Source organism: Paractinoplanes atraurantiacus (assembly GCF_900215205.1).
GTDB lineage: Bacteria > Actinomycetota > Actinomycetes > Mycobacteriales > Micromonosporaceae > Actinoplanes > Actinoplanes atraurantiacus.
Map to the genome: position 1 here is coordinate 1,310,313 of NZ_OBDY01000001.1, position 20,557 is coordinate 1,330,869.

Genomic DNA, 20,557 nt, shown 5'->3' on the forward strand with positions numbered 1-20,557 from the left:
CGATGGCGGTCGAACGCATGCTCGTCGCCGGTCGGTATCGCCTGGGCGAGCCGGTCGGCGCCGGTGGCATGGGTCGCGTCTGGCGTGCCCGCGACGAGATGCTCGACCGTGATGTCGCCGTCAAGGAGTTCGTGCCGCCCGAGTGGATGAGCGACGAGGAACGGGTGCGGCTGCGCGACCGTACGCTTCGTGAGGCGCGCAGCGCCGGACGGCTCAACCATCCGCATGTGGTGCGCATCTACGACGTGGTGCACGCCGACGGCCTGCCGTGGATCGTCATGGAATATGTGCCGTCGCGGTCGCTCTACCAGGTCATCCAGGATGACGGCCCCTATTCGCCGGCCACCACCGCCCGCATCGGCCTGGCCGTTCTCGACGCGCTGACCGCCGCCCACCGGGCCGGGGTGCTGCACCGCGACGTCAAGCCCCACAACGTGCTCATCGGTCACGACGGCCGCGTCGTCTTGACCGATTTCGGTCTGGCTACCTTCATGGATGACGGGTCGGTGACCGGGCCCGGCCTGATAGTCGGCTCGCCGCAGTACGTGTCGCCGGAGCGGGCCCGGGACGGCACGTCGACGCCGGAGTCGGATCTGTGGTCGCTCGGGGCGACCCTCTACACGGCGGTCGAGGGCCGCTCGCCCTACGCCCGCGAGAACGCCATGGCCACCCTGATGGCCCTGGCCACCGAGGAGCCGGATCCGCCGGTGCGGGCCGGCATGCTCGGCCCGGTGCTGACCGGGCTGCTCCGGCACGAGCCGCGCGAGCGGCTGAGCGCGCCCGAGGTGGAGCGCCGGCTCCGGATGATCATCTCGGCGACGCCGAGCCCGGTGCGGGCCGGCGTGCCGTCGCCGCGCCGGGCCCGGGCCGTCGTCGGGTCCGATATCGATCAGATCATGGCGCCGGCCCGGGCGTCCGTCGCCGCGCTTCCGCCGCCGCCGGCCGAGCCGCTCATCGTCGCGCGCAAGCCGAAGACCGAGCCGCCGCCCCGCTCCACCCTGATGGCCGCCGGGCTCGCGCTGGTCACCGTGCTCGGCATCGGCGGCATCATGGCCGGCTATCTGGTGCAGCGTGATGAGGAAAAAGCGGTGCCGGTTCCCGTTCTGACGTCGCCGTCGCCGTCGCCTTTGCGCACTGTCGCCGCGGGTTTCTCGCCGGCGACTTGCGACCTTCCCGCTCCGTCCGGCCTCCCGGTGACTCCGCAGCGTGCCGCCGCCCGGGGTGTCAAGGGCTGGTCCCTGCTGGGCGGATGGTCCTATTTCACGGACGGTTCCGGTTTTCACATGCCGGTCCCCGACGGCTGGACGTATCAGCGGATCGGCACCACCTTCTGCTTCCGTGACCCGGTCGGCACCCGCGTGATGGCCCTGTCCCTCGATCGCGATCCGGCCGGCGACCCGGTCAAGGCCTGCCGCACCGAGGCCCAGCGCCTGGTCCGCTCGGGCGCGCTGCCCGGATACCAGCAGATCACCCTCGAGAGGAAGGAGCTGTTGAACAAGGCGGCCGACTGGGAGTACACGTACGTGGCGGACGGCGCCCAGCGGCACGTCCGCACCCGCTGGCTGGCCACGGACGGCAAGGCGTACGCGATCAGCTGGGCCACCCGCGAGTTCGACTGGACCGCCGATCTGCCCAAGGTCAACATGGTCCTGAGCACGTTCTACGCCGACCGACCGGCAGGGTCGTAGCTCACAGCGATCACACAGCGGGACTTGCTACCGTCTCTCTCCATGATCGGCAGTAGTCAGCCGGGCTCGGCCCGGCTCCCCGTCGACCGTCCGTTCGCGTACGGACCTCTTCGGCCGTGTTAATCGTTACCGGCCTTCTCCTGGTAATCGTGGTGACCGCCGTCACCGGCTATTTCGTCGCGCAGGAATTCGGCTATGTCGCCGCGGACCGCGGACGACTGCGCCACGACGCCGCGCAGGGCGATCAGGCCGCCGCCCGCGCGCTCAAGGTCACCGAACGCCTCTCCTTCGTGCTCTCCGGCGCCCAGCTCGGGATCACCGTCACCGCGCTGCTCGTCGGTTACGTCGCCGAGCCGTACCTCGGTGAGGGTTTCGCCGACCTGCTCGGCGTGGCCGGCGTGCCGACTGCGGTGAGCATGCCGCTGTCGGTGGCGTTCGCCCTGCTCATCGCCACCATCGTGCAGATGGTGCTCGGCGAGCTCGCCCCCAAGAACCTGGCCATCGCCCGCGCCGAGGCGCTGGCGAAGGCGCTCAGCCGTTCGACGCTGATGTACCTGACCGTCTTCGGCCCGGTGATCAAGCTGTTCGACAAGACCGCCGGGCGCCTGCTGCGCCGCATCGGCATCGAGCCGATCGAGGAGCTGCCCGAGGGCGCCACCTCCGAGGACCTCGAGCAGATCATCGCCGAGTCGCGGGCCAACGGCGGCCTCGACGCCGAGATGTCCACGCTGCTCGACCGCGGTCTCGACTTCCGCGGCCGGACGGCGGCCGAGGCCATGGTGCCCCGCGTCGACGTGCACACCGTGGCCCAGACCGCCACCGCGGCCGACGTGGTGGCGCTGCTCGACACCCACCGCTCGCGCTTTCCGGTGCGCGGCGCCGTCCTCGACGAGATCGCCGGCGTGGTCGGCATCTCCGACATCCTGGCCATCGCGCCCGCCGACCGGGACAAGGTCGCCGTCTCCGAGGTGATGTCGGCGCCGATCCTGGTGCCGTCGTCGCTGCGGCTGCCGGCCGTGCTGGAGCGGCTGCGGTCCGCGCACCGCCAGCTCGCCTGCGTCGTCGACGAGTTCGGCGGCTTCGCGGGCATCATCACGCTCGAGGACATCGCCGAGGAGCTGGTCGGCCAGATCCGCGACGAGGACGACGAGGCCGAGCCCGAGCCGGTCCGCGAGCCCGACGGGTCGTGGCTGGTGCCGGCCCGCTGGCGGATCGACGAGATCACCGACGCGACCGGCGTCGACCTGCCCGCCGGCGACGACTACGAGACCGTGTCGGGCCTGGTCATGGCCCGGCTCGGGCGGGTGGTCCAGGCAGGCGATTCGGTCACTCTCGACGACGGTTCCCTTTCCGTACGCGTCGTCAGCGTCGACCGCCACGTCCCGCAGACCGTACGGATCAGCCGATGAACGCGCTCTGGATCGTCCTGTTGCTGGCCGGCAACGCCTTCTTCGTGGCGGCCGAGTTCGCCCTGGTGGCGAGCAAACGCCACCGCCTCGAGCAGGCGGCCGCCGCGGGCAGCCGGGCCGCGCGCTCGGCGCTGGACGGCACCCGCGAGTTGTCGATGATGCTGGCCGGCGCCCAGCTCGGCATCACCCTGTGCTCGCTGGGCCTGGGTGCGCTGGCCGAGCCGTCGATCGAGCATCTGCTCGGACCGGCCCTGCACTCGGTGGGCCTGCCCGAGGTGGCGAGCCACGTCATCGCGTTCCTGATCGCGCTGATCGTGGTGACCTTCCTGCACCTGGTCATCGGCGAGATGATGCCGAAATCGTGGGCGATCACCGACCCGGAGCGGTCGGCCACCCTGCTGGCGCTGCCGTTCCGCGGCTTCGTCACGCTGGTGCGCCCGGCCCTGCGGGTGCTGAACGCCCTGGCCAACGCGGCGCTGAAGCCGTTCGGCGTGCATCCGCAGGACCAGCTGGCCCAGGCGCACGGCCCGGCCGAGATGCGCATCCTGCTCGACCGGTCCCGCGCCGAGGGCCTCATCGAGGCCGAGCAGAGCGAGCTGCTGACCAGCGTGCTCGGTCTCGGCTCGCTGAAGGTGCGCGAGGTCCTGCTGCCGACGTCGCAGCTGGTCACCATCCCGGCCACGGCCGGGGCGGCCGAGGTCGAGCTGGCCTCGCTGAGCAGCGGCCGGTCGCGGATAGCGGTGACCGGCGACGACGGCGACGTGATCGGCGTGGTCCACGTCCGCGAGGCGGTCCGGGCGACCGCGGCCGGCCGGGAGGCGCCGGCCCGTGACCTGATGGAGCCGGCCTTCACGGTCGGCGCCGAGGTGAGCGTGGTGGAGGCGGTGGCGGCGCTGCGAGCGGGCCGCGCCCAGCTGGCGATCGTCTGCTCAGGTCCCGAGCAGGTCGGCTTCGTGGCCTTGGAAGACCTGCTGGAGCAGGTGATCGGCCGTTTTGACGACGAGACGGACACCCCGGCCGCGGTCTCGTCGGCCACCTAGATCCGCCACCCCTGTCTGTTGAGTTGAACGCACCGCCTTGTTCGAGGAGGAATGATCCGGTGGTTTTCAAGAAGATGATGCGCGCCTTCGGCGTGGGCGGCCCGTCCGTCGACACCGTGCTGGCGAACCCGAACACCCGTCCCGGCCTGACGCTGGACGGCCAGGTCAACATCACCGGCGGCGACCACGACGTGTCGATCGACGGCGTCGTGCTGGGCCTGGTCACCCGGGTCGAGTCGGAGCACGGTGACGGTTTCGTCGAGTTCCACCGCCTGCCGGTGGCCGGGGCGTTCCAGCTCCGCAAGGGCGAGAACCGGTCGCTGCCGTTCTCGTTCCCGGTGCCGTGGGAGACCCCGATCACCGACGTCTACGGTCAGCGCCTGCACGGCATGACGATGGGCCTGCGCACCGAGCTGGCGGTGGCGAAGGCGGTCGACAAGGGCGACCTGGACCAGGTGGCGGTGCACCCGCTGCCGGCGCAGGAGCGGATCCTGGACGCGTTCGCGCGGCTCGGTTTCCGGTTCAAGAGCGCGGACCTGGAGCACGGCGGCATCTACGGCGTGCGCCAGACCCTGCCGTTCTACCAGGAGATCGAGTTCTACCCGCCGCCGCAGTACGCGGGCGGCATCAACGAGGTCGAGGTGACCTTCATCGCCGACCCGCAGGGCGTCGAGGTGGTTCTCGAGTTCGACAAGCGCGGCGGCTTCCTCCAGCCCGGCCACGACGCGTACGGCCGCTTCCGCGTCTCGCACGCTGAGGCCGACACGACCGACTGGAACGCGGTCGTCGAGGGCTGGGTGAGCCAGGCCGCGGGCCGCTACCAGGGCTTGCGCAGCGCCGGCGGCTTCGGCGCCCCCGGTTTCGGCGGCGGCCACGGAGGCGGTTTCGGCGGCCACGGCGGCTACCCGGCGCACGGCGGCCACGGCTACCACGGCCACACCCGCCACCGCGGCGGCATGGGCATGGGCGGCGTGGCCGCGGGCGTGGCCGGCGGCGTCGTGGGCGGCATGATCCTCGGCGAGGTCATGGACGACGCCTTCGGCGGCGACGACGAGGGCGACTTCGGCGACGAGTGACCCGAGCGACGGCGCCCCGCCCCCGCGGGGCGCCACCGCACCCCGCGCGGCACCCGGTCCGCGCGCTACCCGGCCCGCGCGCTCTCGGACCGGCTAACCCACGCTGGCGGTGGCCAGCTTGATGCCGAAACCGACGAACAGCGCGCCCACCCCGCCCGCGGCCCCGGCGGCCAGGCGGCGCCGGCGCTGGAACTGGCCGGCCAGGAACTTGCCCCCGAAGATCAGCGCCGTCAGGTAGAGCCCGCTGCACAACTGCACCACCGCGCCCAGCACCAGGAACGGCAGCACCGGATGCGCGTATCCGGGCTCCACGAACTGGATGAAGAACGAGACGAAGAACAGGATCGCCTTCGGGTTGAGCAGGCTGATCACGGCCGCCTGCCGGAACGGATGCCGGACCTCCTCGATCACCGAGGGCGCCGCCGAGGACTTCCCGCGCCACCGCCGGATGCCCCCGCGGACGATTCCGAGCCCCACCCAGAACAGGTAGGCCGCTCCCGCGTACTTGATGACCATGAAGAGCGGCGGATAAGCCCGCAGCAGCGAGGCCGCGCCCGCCGCGGACAGCGTCATCAGGACCGCGTCGCCGAGGAACACCCCGGCCGCCGCCTGATAGCCCGCGCGGACCCCGCGCCGCGCCGCCGTCGACAGCACGAAGATCGAGTTGGGCCCCGGCAGCAGGATGATCGCCACCGTGCCCACCACGTACGTCCAGAAATCGGTCACGCCGAGCATGTCAGGCCGCCGCCAACCGGGCCCGGAGCCGCTCCGCCGCGGCCGGCCACTCGCCCGGGGTCATGCCGAACACCACCGTGTCGCGCCACGACCCGTCCGGCCGCTGCCGGTGACGCCGCAGCGCCCCCTCGCGAACCGCACCGAGCCGCGCGATCGCCTGCTGTGACCGCTCGTTGCGATTGTCGGTGTACCAGAACACGCGCTCGGCGCCGAGCTTGTCGAAGGCGTGCTCGAGCAGCAGCAGCTTGGCTTCGGTGTTCACTCCGGTGCGCCACCACTGCTTGCCGATGATGGTGTGCCCGATCGCGAGCGACCGCCGCGCCGGGTCGATGTCGTGGTAGCTCGTCATGCCGATCACCCGGCCGGTGGCCGGCTCGACCTGGGCCCAGCACACCTGGGAGCCGCTCCACCGATGGCGCTGGAGAACGGCGAGATAGTCGGTCATCTCCTCGACGGTCCGCGGGCGGCGCACCAGGAAGTGCTGCCACAACTCGTCGTCGCCGAGCGCCTCGACCAGGCCCTCGGCGTGGCCCGGCGTCAGCGGCTCGAGCCGCACGTGCCGGCCCTCGAGCGGGACGGCGGAGGCCCACGGCAGCTCCGCGCCGGGAAGGTAGGCGGGCAGGCCGGCGGTCACCCCGGTGTCGGTCTCGGCCGGCCCGAACTCGCGCCGCACCGGCACCACACCGGCCCAGTGCGGCAGCGGCATGTCCTCCTCGGCGTCGTTCACCCCGCCGCTGCGGGCGCGGGCCGACACCTCCTCCAGCGGCAGCGCGAGCACGCTGGTCTGCGCCAGCTCCTGCTTGGTCGGCGGCCGGGTGTCGCCCGCGCGGCCGGCACCCACCTTTTCCACCAGGGCGGTCATCGCGGCCAGTTTCTCGGCCGGGTCGGTGACCAGCCGGGCCGCGCCCATGGCGACCACGGAGCGGTAGTTGGCGCTGTGGTGGAACTGCGAACGCGCATACACCAAGCCGTCGAGAAGCGTGACGCTCACGCAGACCTCCACATCGGAGCCCCGGGCCGACAGGCCGAAACGCCCGCCGGAGGAGCCGTGCAGATAGAGCGTCTCGCCCACGCGGACGTGCAGCGTGGGCAGCACCCGGGGTGAGCCGTCCACGACGAACGCGACGGAACAGTCATACGCCTCGTCGAGAATGGCGTGGGCCAGGGCGCGGTCGTAGTGGGTGCGCTCGCGGTAGCGGGTGGCCGTCGTGCGGGCCGTCTGGGGATAGAGGTCGGACATCGAGGCCTCCTCGGTCACTTGCGGATCAAGCTGTGCTAGTACAAACTCTGTCGTGTGGCAGCACAGTATCAGGTGACCGGCGACAGCGCCGCCTCGATTTCGGCCAGCATCGAGTCGGGCGTGCTGAAAGGCGACTACGTCTGGGGCGCCGCCCTCCCGCCGATCCGTGTCCTGGCCGACTATCTGCATGTCAGCCCGGCCACGGTGTCCAAGGCCTATCAAGACCTCCGGCAGCGCGGCGTCGTCGAGGCCGACGGCCGCCGGGGCACGCGCGTGCGCCCCCGTCCGGCCGTGGCCGGCCCACGCTCCGATCTGCGTCTTCCGGTTCCCGAGGGTGTGCGCGATCTCTCGGCCGGCGAGCCCGATCTGCGCCTGCTGCCCCCTCTGGGCCCGGTCTTCCAAGACCCACCACAGGGGTACGCCTCGGCGGCCGCCATGCCCGAGCTGATCGAGGCCGCCCGTCCCCGTCTGCTGGCCGACGACATCCCGGTCGGCGACGCGCACATCACCCTCACCTCGGGCACGCTCGACGCGATCGAGCGCCTGCTCACGGTCCATCTGCGCCCGGGCGACGCCGTGGCCGTCGAGGACCCCGGCTGGTCCAATCTGCTCGACCTGCTCGCCGCCATGGGCCTGCGCCCGGTGCCGTTCACGCTCGACCGTGAGGGTCCCGAGCCGGCCTCGGTCGCCTCGGCCCTGCACGCGGGCGCCCGCGCCGCCGTCGTCACGGTGCGCGCGCAGAACCCCACCGGGGCCGCCGTCAGCGCCACACGGGCCGAGCAGTTGCGGTCGCTGTTCGCGGCATACCCGGGGTTCCTGGTCATCGAGGACGATCACGCCGCCGAGCTGGCCGAGGTGCCCCCGCATTGCATCGGCCCGGTCACCGGCGCCTGGGCCTTCACCCGCTCGGCGTCCAAGCCGTTCGGCCCCGATCTGCGCGTCAATGTGCTGGCCGGCGACGAGACGACGATCGCGCGGGTGGTCGGCCGCATGCGCATCGGCTCCGGCTGGGTGTCGACCATCCTCCAGCGCACTCTTCTGCGTCTGTGGCAGGACCCCGAGGTCACCGAGCTGGTGGCGCACGCCGCCGGCGCGTACGGCCGGCGGCGGCGCCTGCTGCGCGACGAGCTCCGGGCCCGTGGCGTCGAGGCCGAGGGCGAGACCGGCATCAACGTCTGGGTTCCCGTTCCCGACGAGACCCGCGCGGTCGGTCTGCTGCGGGACGCCGGGTGGGCGGTGGCACCCGGCTCCCTGTTCCGCACATCGACGCCGTACGGCATCCGCATCTCGATCGGCCCCTTGGACGAGGAGGAGATCCCGGCGGTGGCCGATGCCGTGGCCGCGGCCGTCCTGCCCTCCGGCCTGACCGCCCCGGCCCGATGATCAGGCCCGCAGGCGGCGGTAGGCCCGGGCCGACAGGGGAAGGAAGACCGCCGTGAGCACCAGCGGCCAGGCCAGGGCCAGCCAGACCGCGCCGTCGGCCAGCGGGCCCGACGTGATCCCGGTCGGGTTGCCGAAAAGCTCGCGTGCCGCCGAGGCGGTGGCCGACAGCGGGTTCCACGCGGCGATCGCGCCCAGCCAGCCCGGCATCGTCTCGGCCGAGACGATCGCCGTGGAGAGGAAACCGATGGGCCAGACCAGCACCTGTACGGCCATGGTGGCCCCGTCGCCGCGGAAGGAGAGCCCCACGAAGATCCCGATCCAGAGCATCGCGAAGCGCAGCCAGAGCAGGAGCACCACGGCCAGCGCCACCGACGGCGGGTCCGAGCTGATCCGCCAGCCGATCAGCAGCCCGCCGAGGATCAGCACGAAAAGCTCGACCGCCGAGTTGGCCATGTCGGCCCCGACCCGGCCCAGCGCCACCGACGAGCTGCCGATCGGCATCGAGCGGAATCGGTCGGTGATGCCCTTGCGGGCGTCGTTGGCCATCGCCGTGGCCGTGCTCTCGACCCCGAACATCATGCTCAGCGCGAGCATGCCCGGCAGGAGGAAGGTGATGTAATCGCCGCCGCCCGGCACGGTGATCGCCCCACCGAAGAGGAAACCGAAGACGAGCAGCAGCATGATCGAGAAGAGCAGGCCGAAGATCGGCGTCCAGGGCTGGCGCGCCCAGTGGGCCAGCTCCCGCTGCGTCATGATCCATCCCGCGCGCAGGGTCATCATCGCGACGCCCCCGCGGTGAGGGCCAGGAAGGCTTCGTCCAGGGTCGGCCGCCGCAGCACCAGGTCCTCGGGCTCGATCCGCAGCTCGTCCAGACCGCGGACGACGTCGGCCAGCGCGCCCAGGCCGATCTCGAAGGTGAGGCTGTGCGCGTCGTCGTCGGCCACCGCGGGCGCGCCGACCGCCCGGGAGAGCCGTTCGGCGACGTGGTCCAGGGGTGTTCGCAGGGGCAGCGTGACGGTGACCCGGTCGCCGCCGACCTGGCGTTTCAGCTCGTCCGGCGTGCCCTCGGCGATCACCCGCCCGTGGTTCATCACGGAGATCCGCGCGGCGAGCTGGTCCGCCTCGTCCAGATATTGCGTGGTCAGCAGCACGGTGGTGCCGCGGGCGGCGATCTCCCGCACGCTCTGCCACACCTCGTTGCGGGCGCGGGGGTCGAGGCCGGTGGTCGGCTCGTCGAGGAAGAGCACCGCCGGCGTCATGACCAGCCCGGCCGCGATGTCGAGCCGGCGGCGCATCCCGCCGCTGTAGGTGGAGACCGCCCGCTCGGCCGCCTCGGTCAGCCCGAAGACGGCCAGCAGCTCCTCGGCCCGCTTCCGGGCGTCGCTCGTGGAGAGACCGAAGAGCCGTCCGAACATCACCAGGTTCTGCCGCCCGCCCAGGATCTCGTCGACCGCCGCGTGTTGCCCGATGAGGCCGATCCTGCGCCTGACCTGCGGCGCCTGACCCCGTACATCAAATCCTGCGACTGTCGCCGCACCCGCGTCGACATCGATCAGAGTGGCCAGCGCCTTGACCGCAGTGGTTTTGCCCGCGCCGTTCGGTCCCAGCAGGCCGTGGATCACGCCCGAGGGCACGGCCAGGTCGAAACCGTCGAGGGCGCGGGTCTTTCCGTACGTCTTCTGTAGTCCGTCAGCCGTGAGTGAGTTCACGTGGCTCCTAACTCCGTATGCCTTACGGAAATTGGTGCGCGCTACACCGTACACCCCACGGGGTAACCTCCGCACATGGAAAGTCAGAACGTCGACCGCACGCTCGGCCTGCTGTGGCGGCGCACCCTGGGCACGCCGCAGGGCTCACGCGGCCCGAAACAGCGAGTGAGCGTCGATGAGGTGGTGCGCGCGGCGATCGAGGTGGCCGACGAGGAGGGCCTGCCCGCGTTCTCGATGCGCAAGGTGGCCGACCGGCTCGGGCTCAAACTGATGTCGATCTACACGTACGTCCCGGGCCGCTCCGAGCTGATCGGTCTCATGGTCGACGAGGTCATGGGGGAGCAGGAACTGCCGCCGCACGCCGGCGACCTGCGGGAACGGCTCACCGGGGTGGCGCGGCAGATGTGGGACGAGTTCCACCGCCATCCGTGGCTGCTGCAGGTGGAGGAGAGCCGCCCGTGGATCGGCCCGAACGGCTCCGAGCGCTGGGAGTGGCAGCTGGCCGCCATCGAGGGCGCCGGTTTCACCGATCTCGAGATGGATCAGGTGATCACCCTGGTGGGCGGCTTCACGGCGGCCGCGGCGCGGGCCTCGATCGCCGCCAGCCGCACGGCCGAGCAGTCCGGAATGTCTGATCTGGAGTGGTGGGAGATCAACGCGCCGATCCTCGAGCGCGTCATGACGCCGGGCGCGTACCCGATCTCCGCCCGCGTCGGCACGGCCGCCGGCCAGGAGTACAACGCGGTCGGCGACCCGTCCCGATCCTTCTCCTTCGGCCTCGACCGCATCCTGGACGGGATCGAGGTCCTCCTGAACCGCTAGCCCAAGGCTCCGGCCGCGATCTTCAAATCATCGACAAGGGTTTTGTACGCCGTCTCGCGATCATCCGCACGCAGGACAGCCGACGGATGGAACGTCGCGAGAGCCTGGATCTCGGCCACCGGGAAGTCGCCGGGATGCTGGGCCGAGGCCGGCCACGGCATCAGCTTGCCGCGCTGCTGGGTGACCCGGAACGACGGGCCCAGCAGCGCCTTGCCCGCGGTGGCGCCGAGGATCACCACGAGCTCGGGCTGGAGCAGCGAGAACTCGGCGACCAGCCAGGGGCGGCAGGCGGTGATGTGCGCGGGGCCCGGGTTCTGGTGGATGCGCCGCTTGCCGCGCATCTCGAAGCGGAAGTGCTTCACCGCGTTGGTGATGTAGACGTCACCCGCGTCCAGGCCGGAGTCGTCGACCGCCTCGCGCAGCAGCCGCCCGGCCGGCCCCACGAAGGGCAGGCCCTTCTGGTCCTCGACGTCGCCGGGCTGCTCGCCGACGAGCACCACCCGGGCGTTCGGCGCGCCCCGCCCGAAGACGGTCTGGGTGGCGTCCGCGTGCAGCTCACAGCCCTGACAGCCGGCCGCGGCGGACTTGAGCTTGTCGATGCTCCATGGCTGGGGCGGCACCCACTCCTGCGCGCCGACCGGAGCTTCGGTCCTAGACATGGAGACGTTTTTACCCCCATCAGGTCTGAGTACCCTCGTGGGGTGCGGTTGACGGATTTCTGGGAGCGGCTCGGTGAGTCGTTCGGTGGCGCCTATGCGCGCAGCATTGCGGCAGATCACTCTTTTGCGGCCTTGGGTGACCGAACCATCGATCGGGCGATAGCGGAGGGTGTCGACACGGCTACCATCTGGCGAGCAGTGGTGGCCGAGTACCCCGATCGGGTGCCCTCCCGCCTGCGATAACGCTGTATTCGTACACCCGTTCTGGCGTGTCACTCGATAGTCGTACACGTGTTCGGCTATTGTCCACAACGGCTTGGTTATCCACAGCCGGAGGCAGGGCAGCGGATTTTTGTCATACCCACCCCCTACCTTGGTGCGCGTGGTGAACAGAAGCTCATCGGCGAAGACGCCTGCGAAATCGAGTACAGGGGTGGCGGACATGGGGAACGGACCTGACCGGGACAAAGCGCTCGATCTGGCATTGGCACAGATTGACAAGCAGTTCGGCAAGGGCTCGGTGATGCGGCTCGGGGAGCGGCCGGTCGTGGAGACCGCCATCATCCCCACCGGGTCCATCGCCCTCGACGTGGCCCTCGGCGTCGGCGGTCTGCCGCGGGGCCGGGTCATCGAGGTGTACGGGCCGGAGTCCTCCGGTAAGACGACGGTCGCCCTGCACGCGGTGGCCAACGCGCAGCGCAACGGCGGCATCGCGGCGTTCATCGACGCCGAGCACGCCCTCGACCCGGAGTACGCGAAGGCGCTCGGTGTCGACACCGACGCCCTGCTCGTCTCCCAGCCCGACACGGGTGAGCAGGCGCTCGAGATCGCCGACATGCTGATCCGCTCCGGCGCGCTCGACATCATCGTCATCGACTCGGTGGCGGCCCTGGTGCCGCGCGCCGAGATCGAGGGCGAGATGGGCGACAGCCACGTCGGCCTCCAGGCCCGGCTCATGAGCCAGGCCCTGCGCAAGATCACCGGTATCCTCAACAACTCCGGCACGACCGCGATCTTCATCAACCAGCTCCGCGAGAAGATCGGCGTCATGTTCGGCTCGCCCGAGACCACGACCGGTGGCCGCGCGCTGAAGTTCTACGCCTCGGTCCGCCTCGACGTGCGCCGCATCGAGAGCCTGAAGGACGGCACCGACGTCGTGGGCAACCGCACCCGCGTCAAGGTCGTGAAGAACAAGGTGGCCGCGCCGTTCAAGCAGGCCGAGTTCGACATCATGTACGGCAAGGGCATCTCGCGTGAGGGTTCGCTGATCGACGTCGGCGTCGAGCAGAGCATCATCCGCAAGTCCGGCGCCTGGTACACGTACGACGGCGACCAGCTCGGCCAGGGCAAGGAGAAGGCGCGGGAGTTCCTCAAGGAGAACCCCGACGTCGCCGCCGAGATCGAGAAGAAGATCCTGGAGAAGCTCGGCGTGGGCCAGACCACCGGCGACGCCGCCGGCGGCCCGGAGCTCCCGCCGGTCGACTTCTGATCTGATCGAGGCAGGTCCACCACATGGCCGGACGACGCGGCGCGCGAGCCGGGCGCGGATGGGATGCCATCCCGCCCCGGCCGCCCCGCCCTTCCGATGAGCATCCGCCCGGCGATTCCCCCGGCGACGAAACGGAACGCGGCAACGTCCCGCCCCGTCACCGAGGCGACTCGCCGGGCGGAACCTCCCGCCCCGCCCGCCAGGGCCTCCCGTGGTCCCATTCCGACCCTTTCGGCGTGGGCCTGACTTCCTCGGACAGCCCTGCCCGAGCCGAGTCCACTCCGGACGACGCCGATCAGGCCGGCTTCTGGCCGGACGACCCTGACGACCCCGGCCCGGGCCGTTCCGCCTCCGGCGGGGGCAGCTTCGGCAGCAGCGGCTCCAGCCGGTCCCGTTCCAGCCGGCCGGGCTCAGGTGGTGGCGGTTTCGGCAGTAGCGGTTCCCGTCAGTCCCGTTCCAGCCGCTCGGGTTCCGGGGGAGGCGGTTTCGGCAGCAGCGGTTCCCGTCAGGCCCGTTCCAGCCGGTCGGGTTCCGAGGGGGAAGGCTTCGGCGGCGACGAGCCGCAGCAGCCTCGCTCCAGCGGCGGTGGCTCCGGGCGGCAGGCTCAGCCGGCGCAGAGCGAGGGGGAGCGCGCCCGGGAGATCTGCCTGCGCCAACTGGCGGTGCGCCCTCGCACGAGGGCCGAGCTGGCGAAGGTTTTGGCCCGCAAGGAGATCTCCGACGAGGTGATCGCGGAGGTCCTGGACCGCTACGACGAGGTCGGCATCATCGACGACGCCGCTTTCGCCCGCGCCTGGGTCTCGAGCCGCCATCACGGCCGTGGACTGGCCCGCCGGGCCTTGGCCAACGAGCTGCGCCAGCGCGGCGTGGACGCGGAAACCGCCGGCGAGGCCCTGGAGGCCGTCGACGACGAGGACGAGGCTGCCACCGCCCGAGCCCTGGTCGACCGCAAACTCCGTACCGCCACCGGCCCGCCCGACGCCGTCTTCCGCCGCTTGGTGGCCATGCTGGCCCGCAAGGGCTACCCCGCGGGCATCGCCTTCCGCGCCGTCAAAGACGCCTTGGCCGCCCGAGACGCCGAGGCCGCCGAATTCGCCGACGCCGTGGACGCCGACGCCCTGGCCGACGAAAACACCGACCTCTCCTGACGCCTCCCACCCGGCCGGTGGGAGGGATCTACGATGCCGCGCATGGCGTTGATTCATCGGGCTCAGATCCGTCCCACCAAACTCGAGCTGTTGGAAGGGTGGCTTCCCTCGCGGGAGTGGGCCGTCGGGGGTGGCTCAGGGCTCGAACGGGTTGCGGCCTATCGGTTCGACGACCCGGCGGGAGAGGTCGGCATCGAGACCCTCCTGGTGCGGGCGGGGGAGGGGCCGGCGCTTCAGGTCCCGCTCACCTATCGGGGGGCTCCTCTCGACGGAGGGGACTCCTGGCTGGTGGGCACGTGCGAGCATTCGGTGCTCGGGCCGCGTTGGGTGTACGACGCCACCGGCGACCCGGTCTACGCGGCGGCGCTGGTGACGGCGATCCTCGGTGGTGAGGGCCAGGCGCAGGAATTCTTCGAGACCGATGGGCGGCTCGAACCACGGGCGCTCAGCATGACCATCGCCGTCGACGGGTCAGCGGCCGAAGGAGATCCGGCGCTGAACGATCAGGTGGTGCCGGGTGATCCGGCCCTGGTCGTGACCGAGGCGGCCGAGTTCGCGGTGATCCGGCGGGTCGGGGATGGCGGCGCGCGGAAGGGACTGCGATTGAGCGGCTCGTGGGAGGGCCAGCCCGCGCTTGTTCCGCTGGTGTACGCGCGACTCGAGAATGTGGAATAGATAACAACCAGTATTTCTATACCTCCATATTGTCGGGTGTGGATGGCGCGAGTGGGTTGACCTCGGTTAAGTTGCTTCCTCACATCGCGGGGGGATCGCTGAAATGTGTGTGGTCTCTCCGCGTGCGACAACGGGGAGGAACATGCGGATCAATCAGCTTGCGCGGCGCCGCGGAGTACGCGCGGTCGTGCGACTCGGTGTGCTGGCCGGCGCGGTCGGCGTCGCGGCGCTGACCGGCGCCCACGCGGCCGGCGCCGCGACCACGAACGCCGCCACCCGCGGCATCGTGATCGTCACCGAGGAGCCCACGACCACCACCGGCGAGGCCGGCACCACGCCCGCCGCGAACGAGGCCGACCCGGCCCCCACCGCGGACGAGAACGACCCGGCCTCCGACGAAGACCCACCCGGCAATGGAGGTGGCGATACCCCGCCCGGTGACGGTGGCGGCGACACTCCGCCCGGCGATGGCGGCGGCGACACTCCGCCCGGTGACGGTGGCGGCGACACTCCGCCGGGTGACGGCGGTGGTGACACTCCACCGGGTGGCGGCGATACTCCGCCGGGCGATGGCGGTGGTGATGGCGGCGGTGACACGCCGCCCGGCGACGGTGGCGGCGGTGAGAATCCGCCCGGTGACGGTGGTGGGAATCCGCCCGGTGACGGTGGTGGGAATCCGCCCGGTGACGGTGGTGGGAACCCGCCCGGTGACGGCGGTGGGAACCCGCCCGGCAACGGTGGCGAAAGCCCGCCCGGCAACGGCGGTGGGAACCCGCCCGGCAACGGTGGCGAGAATCCTCCCGGCGGCGGCGGTGAGAACCCGCCCGGCGGCGGTGGCGGCGACGGCGGTGAGGATCCGCCCGGCGACGGCGGCGGGACCCCGCCTGGCGACAACGGCCCGGATGACAATCCGCCCGCGGCCGACCCCGGCCCGGACGGCAACGGCGATCAGAACGGCGACGCCGACCAGAACGGCGGCATCACCCCGGACAATGACACCAACGATGCCGGCGGCACCGGTGGCTCGGGCGACGGCAACCCGATCCTCGCGCTGACCGGCGCCAACTCGGCCGGCATGGCCGGCACCGGCGCGGCCGTAGTGGTCGGCGGCGTGGTCCTGCTGCTCGTGACCAGGCGGCGCCGCGCCGAGTCGCAGGCCTGACGGCGACATCCGGCCGTGACCTCCAGGGTCACGGCCGGATGAGACCGCATCGGCGCCGGCGAATCACGATCTTGACAGGACATCGGCACTGGCCACTGCCTGGTAATCTGCGACGTTGTGACCGATCAGAGCCGTATACCGGGCTACGGTCCCTTCCAGGAAGGCACCGAGCCGACCGCGCCGATCCCCTCGCAGCCCCACCCGGCTGCGCACCCTTCGCCGGCCCCGAACGACCAGCCACCCCGCGGCCTCCCCGGTCAGCCCACCGTCCCGCCCCACCCAGCAGACAGCGGCGCTCCCGCACCCAGTAGCGCTCCGCCACTTGGCGCCGCCCAGGCTGTTGGCAGTGCTCTGTCACCTGGTGGCGCCGCGACGGCGAGCGCCCTCCCAGCGGCGAGTGGCCCCCTGGCGGCTGGTGGCGTCCCGGCGGCGAGCGCCCTTCCAGCGGCGAGCGCCCTTCCAGCGGCGAGCGCCCTCCCAGCGGCGAGTGGCCCCCTGGCGGCTGGTGGCGTCCCGGCGGCGAGCGGCTTCCCGGCACCTGATGGTGCCTCGGCGGCGAACGGCCTCCCAGCGGAGGGTGACCTCCGAGCGGGGGGCGGCCTCCCGGCACGTCGTGGCGTCCCGGCCGCGAGCTATGGCAATACCCCGGCCGTTGGCGGACCTTGGCCGGTGAGTGCGTCGCCCGTTTCGGCTGGCGGCAGTGTCCCGGCGGCGGGCGGCGTCCCGGCGGCGGGCGGCGTCCCGGCGGGCGGCACTGGTCCTTGGGCGGAGAGTGGGCCGCCGGCATCGAGCGGCGACCAGCCGTATCGAAGTGCCGGCAGCCATCCGGCCGACGGCAGCTCCCCAAGCGGCGGCGCTCCAAGCGGTGGCGGCGCCCCGAGCGGCCCGTCCGGTGGTGGTGGGTTGTGGCCGGTCAGTGGGTCGCCCGATCCGAGCAGCGGAGTGCCTGATCCGACGAGCGGCACCCCCTACCCCGGCGTACCCTCAAGTCCGCCATTTCCGACGAATCCGGCGAGCCCGTCCGGTGGCGGCGCCTCCTACGGCCCGTTCCATGGGGATCCCTACCAAAGGCCGGCCGAGAGCAACCCCTACGGCTTCGACGCGCCCCCCGGGCGCCGCATCGAGCCGACCCCGCCTCCCAACCGCGGCCGCTTCCTCCTCGGTCTCCTGGCCGGGCTGATCGCCGGACTGCTGCTCTTCGGTGCCGGCGGATTCTTCGCCGGCCGCGCCACCGCCCCCGAGCAGGCGGCCCCCACCCCCGAAGCCGCACCCACCAGCCTCGGTGTCTTCGAGCAGAGCCAGGCCTCTCTCAACGCGCCTGACTTCGCCGGCACCGGTCTCGTCACCCTCTCCGAGGGCTGGCTTCCCTATCTCTCCACCTGCGGCCGCAGCGGCACCCCGGGCGGCCCCAAGCTGAGCCCGGGTGAGAAGGTCCGCGTCCGCTGCACGCTGGACGGCATGAGCGCGATCTTCGTCGAGTACGACTCGGTCGCCGAGCGGGACAAGGCCCGTGTCAAGGCGATGGGGCAGGCCGTCGACGCCCGCACGCTCACGCCGGGGGTGGGGCCGGCCACCGAAGGGCCTACTCCGAGCGGGCGAACCACCGGCAACTACGTGGAATACGCGTATCGTCTCACCGAGGGCGGAACCACCCGAACCGTCAGCGGCCTCTGGTGGGACGACTCCGCGAAACCGGTGGCGGGCTTCCTGCTCGCGTACTGGAAGGAGGGTCTCGGTGAGAAGTGGGAGCCGATGCGCGATCTCTGGTCCAGGTACGCCTGAATTGCGGTGACCTGGGGGTAAGCAGCACCGAATCATGGATCCTTGACCGAAGTGGCATCCGCGACCTAGCCTCGCGTTACACAAGGTTTGTTCGACCATCGCATGCAACACGCACAACATAGATCGCATTACATTACGGCATCACTTATCCAGTAAGATGCCGCCCGAAGCGCCAAACCGCGAAACCCGAGGCGCCGAGGGCTTGACATACCAGCGGTCGGCCCCGGCGTACCCACGCCAGCGGAGGGGCCTGATCTCTCCTGCGCATCCGCGGCCTTGGTCGGGCATCCCACAGATGGCCCGCGCGCGTGTCGTGCCGGGCGGCGAAGGGAGACGCGGCGTGCTGACCGCCCTGGACTGGGTGCTGGTGGTGGCGATCGTCGTCCTCGCCGCCTTCGTGGTGGGCGGCATGCTGCTCGGCGCCCGGGCGCTGCGTCACCTCAAGAAGACCGACGCGCAGGGTTCGGGTCAAGCGGTCGACGACGCGCTGGCCAAGGTCGACGACGCCAATGCCAAGGCCGCTTCCGTACGGGCGGAGGCTGCCGCCGCCAAGGCCGAGGCCAACGCCGCGCGCGCCGAGGCCCGCCGGGTCCTCGAGGACGCGCACAGCGAGGCCGACACCATCCTCGAGCGCGCCCACCGCCAGGCCGAGGCCGACGCCGAGCAGGTCCGTTCCGCCGCCCGCCGCTCCGGCGAGAGGGAGGTCGCCCTCCTGAACGCCACCGCCAAGGAGCAGGCGGCCGAGGTCGAGCGCCGCGCCGCCCGCATCGACGAGCGGGAGCGGCTGCACGCCGAGGAGGTGGAGCGCCTCGTCGAGCGGGAGCGCCGCCTCGCCGGCATGGACACCGACCTCTCCTCGCGCGAGGCCGCCCTCTCCACCAAGGAGGCGGAGCTGGCCGGCGCCGAGGAGGAGAAGCGCCGCGAGCTGGAGCGGGTCGCCGCCCTGACCGCCGAGGCGGCCCGGGCCGAGCTGGTCGAGAGCATCGAGGCGCAGGCCAAGCGCGAGGCCGCGATCATCGTGCGGGACATCGAGGCCGAGGCGAAGAGCACCGCCGACACCCGGGCCCGGCACATCGTGGTCGACGCCATCCAGCGGATCGCCAGCGAGCAGACCTCGGAGAGCGTGGTCAGCGTCCTTCATCTGCCCAGCGACGAGATGAAGGGCCGGATCATCGGCCGTGAGGGCCGCAACATCAGGGCCTTCGAGTCGGTCACCGGCGTCAACCTGATCATCGACGACACCCCGGAGGCCGTGCTCCTGTCGTGCTTCGACCCGGTTCGCCGTGAGGTCGGCCGGCTGACCCTGGAGAAGCTGGTGCTGGACGGGCGCATCCACCCGCACCGCATCGAGGAGGTCTTCGAGAGCGCCAAGAACGAGGTCGACGTGCTGTGCGACCGGGCGGCCGAGGACGCGCTGGTCGACGTCGGCATCACCGACCTGCACCCGGAGCTGAAGAAGCTGCTGGGCCGGCTGCGCTACCGCACCAGCTACGGCCAGAACGTGCTCAAGCATCTGGTGGAGACCGCCCACATCGCCGGCATCATGGCCGCCGAGCTGGGCCTGGATGTGCCGACGATGAAGCGGGCCGCTTTCCTGCACGACATCGGCAAGGCGCTCACCCACGAGGTCGAGGGCAGCCACGCGCTGATCGGCGCCGACCTGGCCCGCAAGTACGGCGAGTCGGAGGACGTGGTGCACGCGATCGAGGCGCACCACAACGAGGTGCCGCCGCAGACGATCGAGGCCGTGCTGACGCAGGCCGCGGACGCGTGCTCGGGCGGGCGGCCCGGCGCTCGGCGGGAGAGCCTGGAGGCGTACGTCAAACGCCTCGAGAGGATCGAGGAGATCGCCGCGAGCAAGGTCGGGGTGGAGAAGGTCTTCGCGATGCAGGCCGGCCGGGAGATCCGCGTGATGGTCCGGCCGGACGACGTCGACGACATCGGCGCCGCCGTCCTGGCCAGGGATGTTGCCAAGCAGATCGAGGAGGAGCTGACCTATCCGGGTCAGATCAGGGTCACCGTGGTGCGCGAGTCACGCGTCACCGAGCTCGCTCGTTAGGCCGAGCTGCTCGCGGAGGATGTCCGCGTGCCCGCAGTGCTGGGCCAGCTCACGCAGCAGGTGCATGTAGGCCCAGCGCAGCGGGAGCGGCCCGCGCCGGTTGCCCGGCAGCAGGTCGTCGAGGCCGATCGAGGCCGCCGCCCGCCGCGAGTTCTCGATGGTCTCGCGGTACGCGTCCTGGATGCTCTCGATGGTGTCGTCGTCGTCGAGCAGGAACGACTCGTCGGCGGTGAGCGGGATGCCGAGCTCGGCCCGCGACTTCCCGGTCACCGCCTCGCCGAACCAGACGTTCTCCACCATCGTCACGTGCTTGACCAGCCCGAGCAGCGTGGTCCGCGAAGGCACCAGGGAGGCCCGGGCCTGCTCCTCGGTGACGCCGTCGAGGCTGTCGAGGAGCGCCTTGCGGTGCTCGTCCAGAAATGCCTCGAACTGGACCTTGGCGGGCTCGTGAATGGCGTCGTCGGCGGAAATCATGCGCTCA

General features: G+C 71.4%; 19 protein-coding genes. 13 read left to right on the forward strand and 6 right to left on the reverse strand.

The window, feature by feature from the left end:
- The first annotated feature begins 2 nt into the window (after nucleotides 1-2).
- The 4 genes from CRP55_RS06275 (at nucleotide 3) to CRP55_RS06290 (ending at nucleotide 5,213) form a co-directional block, all read left to right on the forward strand.
- Nucleotides 3-1,688, forward strand: coding sequence for a serine/threonine-protein kinase (locus CRP55_RS06275; RefSeq protein ID WP_097318570.1), 1,686 nt, complete (start codon nucleotides 3-5; stop codon nucleotides 1,686-1,688).
- Nucleotides 1,689-1,804: 116 nt separating this feature from the next.
- Nucleotides 1,805-3,097 (forward strand): hemolysin family protein, encoded by a 1,293-nt coding sequence (locus tag CRP55_RS06280; protein WP_097318571.1) that lies wholly within the window; start codon nucleotides 1,805-1,807, stop codon nucleotides 3,095-3,097.
- Nucleotides 3,094-4,137, forward strand: coding sequence for a hemolysin family protein (locus tag CRP55_RS06285; RefSeq protein WP_101536167.1), 1,044 nt, complete (start codon nucleotides 3,094-3,096; stop codon nucleotides 4,135-4,137). Before CRP55_RS06280 ends, CRP55_RS06285 begins: the two co-directional genes overlap by 4 nt.
- A 59-nt stretch (nucleotides 4,138-4,196) precedes the next feature.
- Nucleotides 4,197-5,213 (forward strand): sporulation protein, encoded by a 1,017-nt coding sequence (locus CRP55_RS06290; RefSeq protein ID WP_097318572.1) that lies wholly within the window; start codon nucleotides 4,197-4,199, stop codon nucleotides 5,211-5,213.
- Between the two features lie 93 nt (nucleotides 5,214-5,306).
- On the opposite strand, the gene leuE is transcribed toward CRP55_RS06290, so the two are convergent.
- The gene (leuE, locus tag CRP55_RS06295) at nucleotides 5,307-5,948 is read right to left on the reverse strand and encodes a leucine efflux protein LeuE (RefSeq protein ID WP_097318573.1); all 642 of its coding nucleotides are present in this window, start codon (nucleotides 5,946-5,948) and stop codon (nucleotides 5,307-5,309) included.
- 1 nt (nucleotide 5,949) lies between these two features.
- Complete coding sequence (locus tag CRP55_RS06300) at nucleotides 5,950-7,188, reverse strand: bifunctional pyridoxamine 5'-phosphate oxidase family protein/GNAT family N-acetyltransferase (protein WP_097318781.1); 1,239 nt, start codon at nucleotides 7,186-7,188, stop codon at nucleotides 5,950-5,952.
- Between the two features lie 54 nt (nucleotides 7,189-7,242).
- Here CRP55_RS06300 and CRP55_RS06305 point away from each other — a divergent pair, with 54 nt between their 5' ends.
- Nucleotides 7,243-8,571 carry an aminotransferase class I/II-fold pyridoxal phosphate-dependent enzyme gene (locus tag CRP55_RS06305; protein ID WP_097318574.1) on the forward strand — a complete coding sequence of 443 codons (1,329 nt, stop codon included), beginning with the start codon at nucleotides 7,243-7,245 and terminating at the stop codon, nucleotides 8,569-8,571.
- Here the strand turns inward: CRP55_RS06305 and CRP55_RS06310 are convergent, their stop codons facing one another.
- Both CRP55_RS06310 and CRP55_RS06315 read right to left on the reverse strand, forming a co-directional pair.
- On the reverse strand, nucleotides 8,572-9,324 hold the full coding sequence (locus CRP55_RS06310) for an ABC transporter permease (protein ID WP_245922804.1): 753 nt from the start codon (nucleotides 9,322-9,324) through the stop codon (nucleotides 8,572-8,574).
- Between the two features lie 23 nt (nucleotides 9,325-9,347).
- Nucleotides 9,348-10,280, reverse strand: coding sequence for an ATP-binding cassette domain-containing protein (locus CRP55_RS06315; protein ID WP_097318576.1), 933 nt, complete (start codon nucleotides 10,278-10,280; stop codon nucleotides 9,348-9,350).
- 75 nt (nucleotides 10,281-10,355) lie between these two features.
- Here CRP55_RS06315 and CRP55_RS06320 point away from each other — a divergent pair, with 75 nt between their 5' ends.
- Nucleotides 10,356-11,102, forward strand: a complete 747-nt coding sequence (locus tag CRP55_RS06320) for a TetR/AcrR family transcriptional regulator (protein WP_097318577.1) — start codon at nucleotides 10,356-10,358, stop codon at nucleotides 11,100-11,102.
- Here CRP55_RS06320 and CRP55_RS06325 read toward each other — a convergent pair.
- Nucleotides 11,099-11,761 carry a UdgX family uracil-DNA binding protein gene (locus CRP55_RS06325; RefSeq protein ID WP_097318578.1) on the reverse strand — a complete coding sequence of 221 codons (663 nt, stop codon included), beginning with the start codon at nucleotides 11,759-11,761 and terminating at the stop codon, nucleotides 11,099-11,101. The two genes, CRP55_RS06320 and CRP55_RS06325, sit on opposite strands and share 4 nt — an antisense overlap.
- Before the next feature lie 42 nt (nucleotides 11,762-11,803).
- Here CRP55_RS06325 and CRP55_RS06330 point away from each other — a divergent pair, with 42 nt between their 5' ends.
- From CRP55_RS06330 to rny, 7 genes are all read left to right on the forward strand, one after another.
- A complete protein-coding gene (locus tag CRP55_RS06330) occupies nucleotides 11,804-12,004 on the forward strand; it encodes a DUF3046 domain-containing protein (protein ID WP_097318579.1) in 201 nt (66 codons plus the stop codon).
- Between the two features lie 199 nt (nucleotides 12,005-12,203).
- Nucleotides 12,204-13,250, forward strand: coding sequence for a recombinase RecA (recA, locus tag CRP55_RS06335; protein ID WP_097318782.1), 1,047 nt, complete (start codon nucleotides 12,204-12,206; stop codon nucleotides 13,248-13,250).
- A 641-nt stretch (nucleotides 13,251-13,891) separates the two neighbouring features.
- Nucleotides 13,892-14,398 (forward strand): regulatory protein RecX, encoded by a 507-nt coding sequence (locus tag CRP55_RS55985; protein ID WP_342751522.1) that lies wholly within the window; start codon nucleotides 13,892-13,894, stop codon nucleotides 14,396-14,398.
- 42 nt (nucleotides 14,399-14,440) lie between these two features.
- A complete protein-coding gene (locus tag CRP55_RS06345; protein ID WP_097318580.1) occupies nucleotides 14,441-15,073 on the forward strand; it encodes a CG0192-related protein in 633 nt (210 codons plus the stop codon).
- Between the two features lie 142 nt (nucleotides 15,074-15,215).
- On the forward strand, nucleotides 15,216-16,235 hold the full coding sequence (locus CRP55_RS51960) for a hypothetical protein (RefSeq protein WP_179855020.1): 1,020 nt from the start codon (nucleotides 15,216-15,218) through the stop codon (nucleotides 16,233-16,235).
- A gap of 942 nt (nucleotides 16,236-17,177) precedes the next feature.
- Nucleotides 17,178-18,017, forward strand: a complete 840-nt coding sequence (locus CRP55_RS06355) for a hypothetical protein (protein ID WP_097318581.1) — start codon at nucleotides 17,178-17,180, stop codon at nucleotides 18,015-18,017.
- A 343-nt stretch (nucleotides 18,018-18,360) separates the two neighbouring features.
- The gene (rny, locus tag CRP55_RS06360; RefSeq protein WP_097318784.1) at nucleotides 18,361-20,076 is read left to right on the forward strand and encodes a ribonuclease Y; all 1,716 of its coding nucleotides are present in this window, start codon (nucleotides 18,361-18,363) and stop codon (nucleotides 20,074-20,076) included.
- On the opposite strand, the gene CRP55_RS06365 is transcribed toward rny, so the two are convergent.
- Entirely contained in the window at nucleotides 20,050-20,550 is a 501-nt protein-coding gene (locus CRP55_RS06365) for a DinB family protein (RefSeq protein WP_097318582.1), read from the reverse strand. The genes rny and CRP55_RS06365 overlap by 27 nt on opposite strands.
- Nucleotides 20,551-20,557 lie beyond the last annotated feature (7 nt).